Source organism: Ruegeria sp. ABF4_144 (assembly GCF_056160045.1).
In genome coordinates this window covers 1,607,862-1,621,421 of sequence record NZ_JBSWWK010000001.1, presented here as the reverse complement: position 1 = coordinate 1,621,421, position 13,560 = coordinate 1,607,862, and the positions used below count along the sequence as shown (strand labels likewise).

The window sequence follows — 13,560 nt, the reverse complement described above, 5'->3', positions numbered from 1 at the left end:
TTAGGCGCGGCGGCGGCGACGTGTGCGCCGCTCGGGCGCGGCATCGTCGCCTGTGCCATCTGATGCCGAAGAAAACGGCCCCAGAGCATCAGTGATCTGGTCCAGTGTTGGGCGCGAGCTGCGCGGTCTGGTATCCAGAGCCTCGCGCATTTTACGCAGATGGTCGGGCATGGTGCCGCAGCAACCACCAATGATAGTGGCACCCGCATCACGCGCCATAGCTGCATAATCCCCCATCAGTTCCGGCGTGCCGTCATAGTGGATGTGGCCGTCGACATATTTCGGAATACCGGCATTGCCTTTTGAGATCACCGGCCGCTCGGTTCCTTGCGCTGCGAAACCAAGAACGGTGCGCAGAATGTCCGAGGCACCAGTGCCGCAGTTGGCGCCGAAGGCAACCGGCGGGTTGGGCAGGGTTTCGACTAGCTGCGCCAAATCGGCCGAGGTCACGCCCATCATGGTGCGTCCGGCAGTGTCAAAGCTCATGGTGCCGCACCATGGCATGTCGGCCAAAGCAAAGGCCTCGGCTGCCGCGCGGAATTCTTCGGGTGCGCTGATCGTTTCAACCCACAGAACGTCCACACCACCTGCCTTGAGCGCTTCGGCCTGTTCATGGAACATCTCAACTGCAGCGGCGTGGGACAGGCTGCCGACAGGTTCCATGATTTCGCCTGTTGGACCTACCGACCCGGCCACCACGACAGGACGCCCGGCCTTGTCAGCGACTTCGCGGCCCAATTCTGCGCCAATGCGGTTCAACTCACCCACTCGGTTTTGCGCATCATGCAGTTTCAAACGCGCCGAGGTGCCGCCGAACGTGTTGGTCAGAAACAGATCGCTGCCAGCATCGACCGAGCCCTGATAAAGTGCGCGGATCTTGTCCGGCGCATCCACGTTCCACAGCTCGGGCGCGTCGCCGGACTGAAGGCCCATGTTGAACAGATTGGTGCCAGTTGCCCCATCTGCCAGAATGGCATCGTTGGTTTCAAGAAGCTTGCTCAGTGCATTTGTCATTGGAGTGTTCCGAAAAAAGGCGCAAAAGGCCTAGCATCTATTGGAGACGCCCCGTGTCTCATGACCGGGGCGTCAAATCAAATTCATAAATCTCATGAAGATCATGAGGCAGGCAAATTGGCCTTAGTCTGTTTCGCTGAGAACCTGAGCCTTGGCTTCGGGCAGAAGGTCGGCCATCTTGGCGCGGATTTCGTCATCGGACGACAGCGAGCCCAGATCGCCTGCCACTTTGCGTACAACGTCTTCGTGGCCGACTTCTTCCATATCGGCGATCACGACGGTTTTTGCGTAGTCTTCAGCCTCTTGGCCGGTTTTGCCCAGCTTTTCTGCGGCCCAGAGGCCAAGCAGCTTGTTGCAGCGGGCCTGTGCCTTGAACTGCATTTCCTCATCATGAGCAAATTTGGCTTCAAAGGCGTTTTCGCGTTCGTCAAACGTGGTCATTGGTTGGGGGCCTCTTGGGTTTCAACTTCTCTCCTGATGATATGACTATACGTGCGCCTGTTCGCAAGGGATTTGCGCTGCGTCAAAGCCCCTCGGGTCAGTTAACTTGCGGGAAAGGGGGGCTTGCACTATGAGAACGCCAACGTGAGGGGACTCATTCCCTCTGTTCAGAGTGGAAAGGTCGCTTATGGCGCGTCGCAAGAAAATCTATGAAGGTAAGGCTAAGATTTTGTACGAAGGCCCCGAGCCGGGTACTATCGTTCAGTATTTCAAGGACGACGCCACTGCGTTCAATGCCGAGAAAAAAGACGTAATTGACGGCAAGGGCGTGCTGAACAACCGCCTGAGCGAGTTCTTCATGAACGGTCTGGCCCAAATTGGCGTGCCGACCCATTTTATCCGCCGCTTGAACATGCGCGAACAGCTGGTGCGCAGCTGCGAGATCGTGCCGTTGGAAGTGATCGTGCGCAACTATGCCGCCGGGTCGATGTCGAAACGTCTGGGCATCGCCGAGGGCACGCAACTGCCGCGTCCGATCGTGGAATACTGCTATAAGGACGATGCGCTGGGTGACCCTCTGGTCACCGAAGAACACATTGCCGCCTTTGGCTGGGCAAGCCAGCAGGACATGGAAGACATCCTCAGCCTCGCACTGCGGGTGAATGACTTCATGAGCGGCATAATGCTGGCAGTGGGCATCCGACTGGTCGACTTCAAAATCGAGATTGGTCGCGTCTATGATGGCGACTACCAGCGCCTGATCATCGCGGATGAGATCAGCCCTGACAGCTGCCGCCTGTGGGACATCGAGACTGGCCAGAAACTGGACAAGGACGTATTCCGCCGCGACCTGGGAAGCCTGACCGACGCCTATTCCGAGGTTGCACGCCGCCTAGGTGTCTTGCCGAAAAGCAACGTAACCAAGCCGACGTTGATCAACTAATCGGCTTTTTGCCAGGGATATGAATTAAAGCGCCGTCGGCAAAGACGGCGCTTTTTTCTTTTTGCTTTGGTGGTTTGACAGTGCGCGCCGACCTTCGCATTGTCTGAACAAGCTTAACCAAGGTGATACCCAAATGGCCGAACTGTTCGATCAGGCAGTCTTTCTAAAGTTCCTCGCGGCGCTGCTGGCGATCTTCAACCCGCTTTACGGCATCCCGATCTTCCTGAGCATGACCGAAGGCTATTCAGCGCCAGAACGCAAGCGCGTGGCGCTGATCGTCACGGGCACCGTTGTAATCGTGGCACTTATCGCTGTGTTGATAGGCGAAGAGGTGCTGGCCATCTTTGGTATCGACATCCCCTCATTCCGCATCGCCGGCGGTCTGATAATCTTGGGCGTTGGCATGTCGATGCTGAACGCTTCGGATCGGCCACAGGGCGATCAGCAGGCAGTGGAAGAGGGAACCAAGAAGAAAAGCAACATCGCCGTCGTGCCACTGGCGATTCCTTTGACGATTGGGCCGGGTACCATCGCGACCACAATTGTCTTTGCCCATACGTTGTCGGACGGGGCCGAGATTGTGACCTTGGGATCGGCGGTGCTGATCGCCTGCGCGATTGTGGGGCTGGGGTTGTTGTTTGCGGACCCGATCTCACGGTTTTTCGGGCCGACTATGATTAACGTGATCACCCGCGTCATGGCGATTATTCTTGTCGCCGTTGCTGTTGAAATGGTGCTGACCGGCACGTTCAATGCCATTGACGCGCGCTACCCGGGGCTGATCGGCGGAGGTTGATCGGTTAGCCTGCGTCAAACTGTATACGGACAAGGGTTGTCGAACGCCGTTTCGCACGCTATCCCCCGCGCAACGGAACGGGCCGGAAACTACGGCCCTCAGCTGGAGTTGCAGGAATGAAAGCACGGGTGCATGTGATGCTGAAGAACGGGGTCCTCGACCCGCAGGGTGAGGCCGTCCGGCACGCATTGGGCGCCATGGGCTTTGATCAGGTCGAAGGCGTGCGTCAGGGCAAAGTGATTGACCTTGAGCTGGCCGAAGGTGCGACCGAAGCGGACATCACCGAGATGTGCGAAAAGCTGTTGGCCAACACCGTCATCGAACGCTACGAGATCGAACTGGTCTAAGTGGATGCGGGCTGCCCGTCTGATCACATATCGTCAACCGCTTGAACTGACGACCATTCCCGACCCTGAACCGGCTGAGGACGGAGTTGTCGTCCGTGTGCTGGCCTGCGGCGTTTGCCGGTCTGATTGGCACGCGTGGTCGGGATCGGATCCGGATGTGATTTTGCCGATGACGCCTGGCCATGAATACTGCGGCGAGGTTGTCGCGGTTGGTTCGCGGGTGACCCGCTGGAAGGTCGGGGATCGGGTAATCGCGCCGTTCATTCTGGCCTGCGGTCACTGTCCGGACTGCGCGCAGGGCCATCAGACTATCTGCTCTGATCAGGTCGTGCCCGGTTTCACCTGTGACGGAGCCTTTGCCGAATTCATTGCTGTCGCGCATGCCGATGCCAATCTGACGGCGCTGCCGGATACGCTTGCACCCGAAATTGCTGCGGCTTTGGGCTGCCGGGTGACCACGGCGTGGCAGGCATTGGTTGGGCGTGCGCAGATACAGGGCGGCGAGTGGCTGGCCATCTTTGGTGGCGGCGGCGTCGGCATCTCTACACTGATGCTGGGCAAGGCACTGGGTGCGCGCGTCGTTGTGGTCGATATCGCAGACGATAAGCTGGCCTATGCTGAAAGCCTCGGTGCCGATGCGGTCGTCAATGCGGTCACCAGTAATGCGCCCGAGGCCGTAAAAGATATCACCAGCGGCGGAGCACATGTCGCGATTGAAGCGCTGGGGATCGAAACCACCACCGTTGCTGCGGTAAAGTCCCTGCGCAAACTGGGTCGGATGGTACAGATCGGAATGCCAACGGGACAGCACGCGAATATGTCCCTGCCGATGGATGTTCTGTATTCGGGGCAACTGGCCGTCTACGGTACTCGCGGGATGCCAAGCTGGCGCTATCAGTCGCTGTTGTCCCTTATCTCGGGGGGCAGCGTTGATCTAAGCCCGCTGGTGACGCGAAAAATAACTCTGAATCAGGTGAGTGAAGAGCTTGCCGCCTTTGACCATCCAACGCCGCCCGGTGTTGCCGTGGTCACCGATTTTGTCTCTTAGGAGGGTCCGCAATGCGCGCAGCCGTTATCGTTTTCCCCGGTTCAAACTGTGACCGGGACCTTGCAGTGGCCTTTGAACAGGCTGGATTTCAGGTCGATATGGTCTGGCACAAGGACGCAGCGCTACCCGAGGGTATCGACATCGTGGGTGTACCCGGTGGTTTCTCGTACGGCGACTACCTGCGTTGTGGGGCCATCGCCGCGCAATCGCCGATCTGCAAGGCCGTGGTCGATCACACCAATCGTGGCGGTTATGCCGTGGGCATCTGCAACGGATTCCAGATCCTTACCGAGACCGGCATCCTGCCCGGCGCACTGCTGCGCAACGCGGGCCTGAAATACATCTGCAAGACTGTCGGCCTGAAGGTAGAGACCAGCGACAGCGCCTTTACCCAAGGCTACAATGCTGGCGATGTGATCGGAATTCCGATTGCCCACCATGACGGAAACTATTTCGCCGATGACGCGACACTGTCCGCGCTTCGGGATCAGGACCGGATCGCATTCACCTATACCGAGAATCCGAACGGCTCTGTCGGGGACATCGCTGGTATTCTGTCTGAAAACCGCAGAGTTCTCGGGATGATGCCGCATCCGGAACGCGCTGCGGATGATGGGCATGGAGGCACCGACGGTACGGCATTGTTCCGCGCATTGTCAGGTGTCCTCGCACCTGCGTGACTTGAGGTTGAGATCAAGCCCGCGTAATTTCCCGGGATGAGTTTCGACTGGTCCAATCTGACAAAACCTTTCCGTGGCGCGCCCCTTGGGTGGCGCCTGAGGGTTGCTGTGATCGCTTTGCTGGTCGCAGCCGTTGCGACGATCTGGATCACGAACCGTCTGCTGACGGACAGGTTCACCGAGTCGACCCGAAACCGGGCCGAGGTGCGCCTAGCATTGTATTCCGGCAACCTGCTGAGCGAGCTGCGCCGAAACGCGATTGTGCCACAACTTCTGTCCCGCGATCCCACGTTGATCTCGGCGCTGCAATCTGGTGACTTTTCTCTGTCTACCCAGCGTCTGATCTCGTTTGTCGAAGAGATCGGGGCCGCGTCCCTAATGCTGTTGGACGGAGACGGGCGCCTGGTTGCGTCGACCGATCGCAACCGCTTGGGCGAGGCGCATCGCAGTTCGCCCTATTTTATTGACGCGATGCGTTCGAACGCCACGATCTTCAGTGTGATCCCGAAAGAATCCGGCGGTTACAGCTTTGTCTATTCGCGTCGCATCGATGCAAATTCCGATATACTTGGTGTGATCGTTGTCGAGGTCGATCTACACAAGTTCGAACTGGCCTGGGCGGGTATTTCTGACGCGGTGATGGTGACCGACAGCACCGGCAACATCATCCTTTCTACCGAACCACAGTGGCGTGGGCTGGACGAAAACGCGGCTATGCTGCGTCAGCCTCCGGAAGGCGCGATCCAGCGCGCTCTGCGTGCCACAGCGGATTGGACCGCGCTGCCGCCTGACGCCTATTTGCAAGGTGAGGCCGTGATGCGGATGGAAACACGCATTCCGTTCCGCGGCTGGCAGATGACATCTTTCACGACCTATGCCTCGATCCGGGAAAAGGTGAACAGCGTTCTCGCGCTCGAAATCATGGGGTTCGCGATTCTGCTGGCGCTGGCTTTCTACGCACTCAGCCGAAGGGCCACGCTGCGCATGGCCTTGTTTCAGCGCGAGTCGGCAGAGCTTCGCGCATTGAATGCAAGGCTACAGCGGGAAATTGCTGAACGCGAACGGGTTGAAAAGACGCTGGAAGTCGCCGAGCAAACACTAGCGCAAAGCTCGAAACTGGCCGCATTGGGCGAGATGTCTGCTGCCGTTAGCCACGAGTTGAATCAACCGCTGGCTGCAATGAAAACCTATCTTGCCGGGGCGCGCCTGCTGTTGCGGCGAAACCGCCCCGAAGAGGCGCTTGCCAGCTTTGGTCGCATTGATGGTCTGATTGAACGGATGGGCGCGATCACACGGCAGCTCAAGTCGTACGCTCGCAAGGGCGCGGATGCGTTTTCCCCAGTAAATCTTGGCGAAGCGCTGGCCTCGAGCCTGTCTATGATGGAACCACAACTGCGTCAGCGGCATGTGAAGATAACGCAGATTTTGCCCGAAGAACCTGTTATTGTAATGGGGGACCGGATGCGGATTGAACAGGTAATGGTGAACCTCTTGCGCAATGCGCTGGACGCCACCAAATCTGTATCAGAGCCAGATGTCGAAATTATTCTGGCAGCAGGTGACATGGCGGTGCTGACCGTCCGCGACAACGGCTATGGGATCGAGGATATCGAGAACCTTTTCGAGCCGTTTTATACCACCAAGCAACCCGGAGACGGCGTCGGTTTGGGGCTTGCCATCTCTTCGGGTATCGTAAACGACCATGGGGGGCGGCTGACCGCCCGCAACAGCCAGCACGGTGGCGCGGTGTTTGAGATGCAGCTGCCGATACTGGGAAGCGACGGCCTTGAGGCCGCTGAATAACAAAGGAATTACTATGGCACAGGCCATGAAGATCGCCATCGTGGATGACGAACAGGACATGCGCCAGTCGATCAGCCAGTGGCTGGCACTGTCGGGATATGACACCGAGACCTTCTCGAGCGCCGAGGATGCGCTGAAGGTGCTGGGTCCTGACTATCCGGGCATTGTCATCTCTGACATCAAGATGCCCGGCATGGACGGCATTCAGCTGCTGAAAAAGCTGATGGGGGCCGACAGCACTCTGCCGGTCATCATGATCACCGGTCATGGTGACGTGCCGATGGCGGTTGAGGCAATGCGCGTTGGCGCGTTCGACTTTCTTGAAAAGCCATTCAATCCGGATCGGATGTCGGAACTTGCCAAACGCGCCAGCAACGCTCGTCGTCTGACGCTGGACAACCGAGCCCTGCGGCGCGAGCTGTCAGGTGGCACCCAGATCATGAACAAGTTGATCGGTGCCAGCCCGGTGATGGAGCGTCTACGTGAGGATATTCTGGATCTGGGGCAGGCGGATGGTCATGTCCTGATCGATGGTGAGACGGGCACGGGAAAAACTCTGGTCGCGCACGCGCTGCATGCTGTTGGCAGCCGGGCCGGCAAGAAGTTCGTTCTGGTGTCCTGCGCGGCACTTGAGGAAGACGTTCTGTCGAAACGTCTTTTTGGCCCGATGATGCCCGAAGATACCCAACTGCCTGCCATAGAAGAGGCGCGCGGGGGGACACTGGTTCTTGAGGATGTCGAGGCGCTCAGCGACACCCTTCAGGCGCGTCTGCTGAGTGTCATGAACGACCAGGGCACGCCGGCGGAAACCCGGATCGTGGCGATTTCCAACCTGCAAGAGGCCGGAAAGACCAGCGAAGACGTACTACGCCCGGACCTGTTTTATCGCCTGGCCGCGCTGCGGATTACCATGCCGCCCCTGCGCCAGCGGGGCGAAGATATCCTGACGCTGTTCACCCGTCTCAGCGAGCAATTTGCCGAGGAATACGGCTGTGATGCGCCACAGGTCAGCGCTCAGGAGGCCGCACAATTGCTGCAGGCGCCGTGGCCGGGCAACGTGCGTCAGCTGATCAACATTGCCGAGCGTGCCGTGCTGCAGTCGCGCCGCGGATCGGGCACGATTGCGTCGTTGCTGATGTCCGATCACGAGGAAATGCAACCCGTGATGACGACCGAAGGCAAACCGCTCAAGGAATATGTTGAAGCGTTCGAGCGGATGCTGATCGATAACACGATGCGGCGTCACAAGGGGTCGATTGCGTCCGTGATGGAAGAACTGTGTCTGCCGCGGCGGACGCTGAACGAAAAGATGGCCAAATACGGTCTTCAGCGTTCAGATTACCTGTAATTGGGTAGGGGGCTTTGCCCCCACCGCCCTATGGGTGCCTCCCCGGGATATTTTTTTGCCAGATGAAGGGATCCTGAGCGGTGTTCGGGACCCGTGATGCAGTTTGCCCATTGTCTTTTCCACAGGACTGCTTTTATTGTGTCCGAACGGGCCGGGCCTTTTTGTGCCCTTAAGCCCCATCTTTGAGTTTCGCTGCTCTGTCGCGGATGGTGACAATCCCACGAGGCAAAGCAGACCGATTGTGCCCCAGATTGGGGCAGATGAACGCCTGAGCCCGCAATTGCGGGTGATAGGAATAAATGGGCAGGTCGCGGCATATCGCACCTGTCGGAGAAGAACCGCGATGACGCGCGCGCAACGATCGAGAGTACGGGCAGGGGGCCACAGCGCCAGACCCTGCCGCGCGCCGTCCGATATCGCCCTGACAAGACACCACCCCAAATGCGCCTGTCCTCCCGGACGGGCCAGGACAACGCGTTTGGCGCGGTGCACCAAGGACACATGGCTAAGAAAATGCTTATCGATGCCACCCACGCGGAGGAAACCCGCGTCGTGGTGGTCGATGGAAACAAGGTTGAGGAGTTCGACTTTGAATCCGAAAACAAACGCCAGCTTGCTGGCAACATCTATCTCGCAAAGGTAACACGGGTCGAACCGTCGCTGCAGGCGGCCTTTGTGGATTACGGCGGAAACCGGCATGGTTTCCTGGCCTTCTCGGAAATTCATCCGGACTACTACCAGATTCCGGTCGCCGACCGCGAAGCGCTTATGGAAGAAGAGCGCGCCTATGCTGAAGCGATGAAGGCGCGTGACGAGGCCGAAGATAGCAAGCCTAAGAAGCGCCGCTCGCGGTCACGCAGCAAAGCGGCGGATGTGAAATCGGACGACGTGGTCGAAACCATCGAGGTCTCAACCGAGCCTACGGGCATGGAAACGATCGACCTTGATGAAGGCGAAGAGGGTGCGGATCTGGAAATCCCAGAAGGCACCTCGCCGATGGATCATGTCGCTGAGACGCCAGTCGAAGAGCCCACTGACGAGGTTGATTCTTCGGCTGAGGGTGAAGCGTCCGCTGCAGAGGCAGAAGAAGCTGTAGCTGTGGATGACGCCGCAGTCGAGGGCGACGAAGTAGTGACCGAACCATCGGAGGAAACTCCTGCGGATTCCGAAGAGCCTGCGGGTGAGGCGGATGAGGCACCTGACGAGGCAAAGGTTGAGAGCGCTGCAGACGATGCAGACGTCGCTGATGAAGCATCGGAGCAAGAGGCCGCTGCCGGCGAAGAGTCCAAAGCCGATTCTGATGACGAGGCGGAAGAAGAAGCCCGCCCGGATGCGTCCGCTAAGGATGACAGTATTGAATCCGTGGCCGACGAGGATGACAGCGAGGACATTCGTCCGCCGCGCAAGCCGCGTCCGCGCCGTTACAAGATTCAGGAAGTCATTAAGGTCCGTCAGGTCCTGCTGGTGCAGGTCGTCAAGGAAGAGCGTGGCAACAAGGGCGCCGCACTGACCACTTACCTGTCGCTGGCCGGTCGCTATTGTGTTCTGATGCCCAACACCGCGCGTGGTGGCGGGATCAGCCGCAAGATCACCAACGCGCCGGACCGTAAGAAGCTGAAAGAGATCGCCTCGGAAATCGACGTTCCGACTGGAGCGGGCCTGATCATCCGGACGGCTGGCGCTAAGCGTACGAAATCCGAGATCAAGCGCGACTATGAATACCTGCAGCGCATGTGGGAGCAGATTCGTGAACTGACGCTGCAATCCATCGCGCCCGCCAAAATCTATGAAGAAGGTGATCTGATCAAACGCTCGATCCGCGATCTCTATAATCGCGAGATCGACGAGGTGTTGGTCGAAGGCGAAGGCGGCTACCGCATCGCCAAGGACTTCATGAAGATGATCATGCCGTCCCACGCCAAGAACGTGAAACGGTATGAGGACGCGCTGCCGCTGTTCGCACGCTATCAGGTTGAAAGCTACCTGACCGGTATGTTCAACCCGACGGTGCAGCTGAAATCCGGCGGCTATATCGTGATCGGCGTCACCGAGGCGTTGGTGGCGATCGACGTGAACTCTGGTCGGGCGACCAAGGAAGGCTCGATTGAGGAAACCGCGCTCAAAACCAACCTAGAAGCCGCCGAGGAAGTGGCACGTCAGCTGCGCCTGCGCGACCTGGCTGGTCTTATCGTCATCGATTTTATCGACATGGACGAGCGCAAGAACAACGCGGCCGTTGAAAAACGTCTGAAGGACAAGCTGAAAACGGATCGCGCCCGCATTCAGGTCGGCCGGATTTCCGGCTTTGGCCTGATGGAGATGAGCCGTCAGCGTCTGCGTCCCGGTATGTTGGAGGCGACGACGCAGCCATGCCCGTCGTGCCACGGCACCGGTCTGATCCGCTCGGACGACAACATGGCCCTGACCATCCTGCGTCAGATCGAAGAAGAAGGCACTCGCCGCCGCTCGCGCGAAGTTCTGGTGCGCTGCCCGGTCAGCATCGCCAACTTCCTGATGAACCAGAAACGCGAGCATATCGCGCAGATCGAAGCGCGTTACGGCCTGTCAGTTCGGGTCGAAGGAGACGTGCATCTGGTCAGCCCTGATTTCTCGATGGAGAAGTTCAAGACCGCCAGCCGCGTCGTGCCCGAGGCAACTGCGCCGGTCGTGTCTGTGGACGCCTCGTTGATGGATCTGGTGGACGCGGACGAAGAAGAAGCCGTCGTCGAAGAAACCGTTCAGACCGAGGAAGAAGCCAAGCCCAAGCGCAAGCGTCGCCGTCGCCGTCGCAAGAAGAGCAGCGCTGGTGGTGAAGCGCCTGAGAACGGAGCTGAGGAAGAAGCTAACGCAGAGTCAGGTGATGAGGCCGCGTCTGAACCCGAAGCGGAAGAGGCTGCTCAGGAAGAGAAGACTGAAAAGCCCAAGCGCCGCCGGGCTCCGCGCCGCAAGAAGAAGGACGTAGAACCTGTTGAAGTGGCTGAGGAAAGCCCAGTGGAGGCTGGCGCTGAAGCGGCCGTGGAAAGCCCGACTGAAGCAGCAGAGGAAGCCCCTGTGGCTGAAGCTGAGGCCGTGACAGAGCCCGAAGCAGAACCGGTGAACGAACAGCCGGAACCTGTTGAGGCTGCGGAACCGGCTGAAGAGGAGACGCCGGAGGTTGAACCACAGGAAGCAAGCGAACCGGAGGCCGAAGAGGTGGCCGAGCCCGTTGCTGAGACTGTGGAAGTGGTTGAGGCTGTAGAAGCGGTCGAGGTTGAGGCCACAGTGGAAGAGGTGGTCGAAGAGACCCCCGAACCCGTGCTTGAGGCCGTCGCAGAAGAGCCTGAACAGCCAAGTGAGCCCGCCAAGCCGAAACGGCGAGGCTGGTGGTCTTTGGGTCAATAACGACAAAGACTGCCAGTGGGTTTGCCCATACAGCAATTTTAGAGAACGCGTTGACTTTGGTCAGCGCGTTTTCTTTTTATTGTTCTGCGGCTTACATAAGAATCGCAGTTGACAGAGGAGCGAGCAGAAAATGGGATTTTTGCAGGGTTACACAACGCAAAAGCTTAAGCAGAACCAAAGGAGCCTGAAGAGTGCTTACGCTGAAGTAAATAAGATGTCGCACGAAATTGCAGACCTTGAGGACGAATTGGAGGTCGCTCAGATTTCTCTAGATTCTCGCCACTGTGATTTAGAAGCCCGTGTGGCTCGAGAGGAATACCTGATGTCATTGCTGGATGATGCGTACGGGCAGGACAAAAACCCAGCTCGACAACCAGCTTATCCTGACGACGCAGGCTACAAAATCCCAGTGGGCAACAGAAAGGGGCAAGTTGTCACGAAAGCTGACCACATCTATGTGATGAAATACATAGATTTTTTTGAGAAGCAGTTCGAGAAGAAGTGGGAAGAAAACGTAGAGAACTGGATCGAATTTCTACACCCGAAGATTTCGATCTAGTAGATGGACTAAAGGTTTGGGGCATAGATGCCCTTGACCCCTTGCCTCAGCCCGTTTTCTGAATGTGGTAGACCTGATGCCCGTCCGCGTCCTCTTGCGACAACAGCTGATGCCCGCTTTCGGCGCAGAAATGGGGAACGTCGATGATGGCAGCGGGATCATCGGCCAGAATGCGCAAAACGGCCCCCGAGGGCATCGATTTAAGGCGTTTTCTGGCTTTCAGGACGGGCAAGGGACACAACAGACCCAGCGCGTCGAGCGTTTCTGTGGGATTTGACATAAGGTTGAGATATTTCCACTTTGCATCGCTGTCCAGCACAGACGCACGGGGATGTGACCGAATGGCCCCGTGACGCCGCCGGTTTGATATCCTATGTGCTGACTTATGTTCGGAATCGATATCATCGACGCGGGCCTGCTGCCTGCCATGTTCATCGCAATGCTGGGCGGGCTGATCAGCTTTCTGTCGCCCTGCGTGTTGCCCATCGTGCCGCCTTATCTGGCGTACATGAGCGGTGTGACGATCAACGAGATGCAGGATGAGGCAGCGGCGCGGCGCAAAGCGACCATGTCCGCTCTGTTCTTTGTGTTGGGCCTGTCGACGGTGTTTCTGCTGCTTGGCTTCACGGCCTCGGCCTTTGGGGCGTTTGTGCTGCAAAATCAGGTGCTGTTCGCCAAACTATCCGGCGCGGTTGTGATTGTCTTTGGACTACATTTCCTGAACGTGTTCCGCATTCCCTTCCTGGACCGTGAGGCCCGGATTGAGACTGGAGATTCCGGCGGATCGGTTTTTGGTGCATATATCCTGGGCCTGGCTTTCGCATTCGGGTGGACGCCCTGCATTGGCCCGCAACTGGGGGCGATCCTGTCACTGGCTGCGTCCGAGGCCTCGGTCGCGCGCGGCACATTGTTGCTTGGTGTCTATGCCGCTGGGCTGGGTATTCCGTTCCTGCTGGCGGCCATGTTCCTAAACCGGTCGATGTCAGTCATGAATCGCATCAAGCCCCATATGGGCATGATTGAGAAGGTCATGGGCGGTCTGCTGTTGTTCGTGGGCATCATGCTAATCACCGGCCTGTTCACCGAATTCAGCTGGTGGCTGCTTGAGACTTTCCCGGCGCTGGCCAATTTCGGGTAATTTGCTGATCCGACTTACCTTGCCGATAAGGCTGCGCTAACCTGCGCCGCAGAAGGTAAGGG

13 protein-coding genes are annotated in these 13,560 nt (G+C 58.2%); 10 read left to right on the top strand and 3 right to left on the bottom strand.

Annotated features, from left to right (window positions below):
* On the bottom strand, window positions 1-1,014 hold the full coding sequence (gene bmt, locus ACXAGD_RS08250; RefSeq protein ID WP_475209552.1) for a betaine--homocysteine S-methyltransferase: 1,014 nt from the start codon (window positions 1,012-1,014) through the stop codon (window positions 1-3).
* Between the two features lie 123 nt (window positions 1,015-1,137).
* Window positions 1,138-1,455 carry a DUF1476 domain-containing protein gene (locus tag ACXAGD_RS08245; RefSeq protein ID WP_475209550.1) on the bottom strand — a complete coding sequence of 106 codons (318 nt, stop codon included), beginning with the start codon at window positions 1,453-1,455 and terminating at the stop codon, window positions 1,138-1,140.
* Between the two features lie 187 nt (window positions 1,456-1,642).
* Here ACXAGD_RS08245 and purC point away from each other — a divergent pair, with 187 nt between their 5' ends.
* The 9 genes from purC to ACXAGD_RS08200 all read left to right on the top strand — a co-directional run bounded on the left by purC (window position 1,643) and on the right by ACXAGD_RS08200 (window position 12,360).
* Window positions 1,643-2,398 carry a phosphoribosylaminoimidazolesuccinocarboxamide synthase gene (gene purC / locus ACXAGD_RS08240; protein WP_475209549.1) on the top strand — a complete coding sequence of 252 codons (756 nt, stop codon included), beginning with the start codon at window positions 1,643-1,645 and terminating at the stop codon, window positions 2,396-2,398.
* A 133-nt stretch (window positions 2,399-2,531) separates the two neighbouring features.
* On the top strand, window positions 2,532-3,194 hold the full coding sequence (locus ACXAGD_RS08235; RefSeq protein ID WP_475209546.1) for a MarC family protein: 663 nt from the start codon (window positions 2,532-2,534) through the stop codon (window positions 3,192-3,194).
* A 116-nt stretch (window positions 3,195-3,310) separates the two neighbouring features.
* On the top strand, window positions 3,311-3,541 hold the full coding sequence (gene purS / locus ACXAGD_RS08230) for a phosphoribosylformylglycinamidine synthase subunit PurS (protein ID WP_109311572.1): 231 nt from the start codon (window positions 3,311-3,313) through the stop codon (window positions 3,539-3,541).
* Between the two features lie 4 nt (window positions 3,542-3,545).
* Window positions 3,546-4,589: a zinc-dependent alcohol dehydrogenase family protein gene (locus ACXAGD_RS08225; RefSeq protein WP_475209542.1), complete on the top strand. Its 1,044-nt coding sequence runs from the start codon at window positions 3,546-3,548 to the stop codon at window positions 4,587-4,589.
* Window positions 4,590-4,600: 11 nt separating this feature from the next.
* Window positions 4,601-5,269 carry a phosphoribosylformylglycinamidine synthase subunit PurQ gene (gene purQ / locus ACXAGD_RS08220; protein WP_170324830.1) on the top strand — a complete coding sequence of 223 codons (669 nt, stop codon included), beginning with the start codon at window positions 4,601-4,603 and terminating at the stop codon, window positions 5,267-5,269.
* Between the two features lie 36 nt (window positions 5,270-5,305).
* Window positions 5,306-7,072: a sensor histidine kinase gene (locus tag ACXAGD_RS08215; protein ID WP_475209539.1), complete on the top strand. Its 1,767-nt coding sequence runs from the start codon at window positions 5,306-5,308 to the stop codon at window positions 7,070-7,072.
* A 13-nt stretch (window positions 7,073-7,085) separates the two neighbouring features.
* A complete protein-coding gene (locus tag ACXAGD_RS08210; RefSeq protein ID WP_170324832.1) occupies window positions 7,086-8,420 on the top strand; it encodes a sigma-54-dependent transcriptional regulator in 1,335 nt (444 codons plus the stop codon).
* Window positions 8,421-8,921: 501 nt separating this feature from the next.
* A complete protein-coding gene (locus ACXAGD_RS08205; RefSeq protein ID WP_475209535.1) occupies window positions 8,922-11,801 on the top strand; it encodes an Rne/Rng family ribonuclease in 2,880 nt (959 codons plus the stop codon).
* A gap of 130 nt (window positions 11,802-11,931) precedes the next feature.
* Window positions 11,932-12,360, top strand: coding sequence for a hypothetical protein (locus tag ACXAGD_RS08200; RefSeq protein WP_475209532.1), 429 nt, complete (start codon window positions 11,932-11,934; stop codon window positions 12,358-12,360).
* A 46-nt stretch (window positions 12,361-12,406) separates the two neighbouring features.
* Here ACXAGD_RS08200 and ACXAGD_RS08195 read toward each other — a convergent pair whose 3' ends face one another.
* Window positions 12,407-12,640, bottom strand: a complete 234-nt coding sequence (locus ACXAGD_RS08195; protein ID WP_475209530.1) for a sulfurtransferase TusA family protein — start codon at window positions 12,638-12,640, stop codon at window positions 12,407-12,409.
* Between the two features lie 105 nt (window positions 12,641-12,745).
* On the opposite strand from ACXAGD_RS08195, the gene ACXAGD_RS08190 reads away from it, so the two are divergent.
* A complete protein-coding gene (locus ACXAGD_RS08190; RefSeq protein ID WP_475209528.1) occupies window positions 12,746-13,498 on the top strand; it encodes a cytochrome c biogenesis CcdA family protein in 753 nt (250 codons plus the stop codon).
* The last annotated feature ends 62 nt before the right edge of the window (window positions 13,499-13,560 follow it).

What these genes read in the sequence shown, in the direction of transcription:
- bmt (WP_475209552.1), bottom strand. Translation starts at nt 1,014, where the DNA reads ATGACAAATGCACTGAGCAAGCTTCTTGAAACCAACGATGCCATTCTG.
- ACXAGD_RS08245 (WP_475209550.1), bottom strand. Translation starts at nt 1,455, where the DNA reads ATGACCACGTTTGACGAACGCGAAAACGCCTTTGAAGCCAAATTTGCT.
- purC (WP_475209549.1), top strand. Translation starts at nt 1,643, where the DNA reads ATGGCGCGTCGCAAGAAAATCTATGAAGGTAAGGCTAAGATTTTGTAC.
- ACXAGD_RS08235 (WP_475209546.1), top strand. Translation starts at nt 2,532, where the DNA reads ATGGCCGAACTGTTCGATCAGGCAGTCTTTCTAAAGTTCCTCGCGGCG.
- purS (WP_109311572.1), top strand. Translation starts at nt 3,311, where the DNA reads ATGAAAGCACGGGTGCATGTGATGCTGAAGAACGGGGTCCTCGACCCG.
- ACXAGD_RS08225 (WP_475209542.1), top strand. Translation starts at nt 3,546, where the DNA reads ATGCGGGCTGCCCGTCTGATCACATATCGTCAACCGCTTGAACTGACG.
- purQ (WP_170324830.1), top strand. Translation starts at nt 4,601, where the DNA reads ATGCGCGCAGCCGTTATCGTTTTCCCCGGTTCAAACTGTGACCGGGAC.
- ACXAGD_RS08215 (WP_475209539.1), top strand. Translation starts at nt 5,306, where the DNA reads ATGAGTTTCGACTGGTCCAATCTGACAAAACCTTTCCGTGGCGCGCCC.
- ACXAGD_RS08210 (WP_170324832.1), top strand. Translation starts at nt 7,086, where the DNA reads ATGGCACAGGCCATGAAGATCGCCATCGTGGATGACGAACAGGACATG.
- ACXAGD_RS08205 (WP_475209535.1), top strand. Translation starts at nt 8,922, where the DNA reads ATGGCTAAGAAAATGCTTATCGATGCCACCCACGCGGAGGAAACCCGC.
- ACXAGD_RS08200 (WP_475209532.1), top strand. Translation starts at nt 11,932, where the DNA reads ATGGGATTTTTGCAGGGTTACACAACGCAAAAGCTTAAGCAGAACCAA.
- ACXAGD_RS08195 (WP_475209530.1), bottom strand. Translation starts at nt 12,640, where the DNA reads ATGTCAAATCCCACAGAAACGCTCGACGCGCTGGGTCTGTTGTGTCCC.
- ACXAGD_RS08190 (WP_475209528.1), top strand. Translation starts at nt 12,746, where the DNA reads ATGTTCGGAATCGATATCATCGACGCGGGCCTGCTGCCTGCCATGTTC.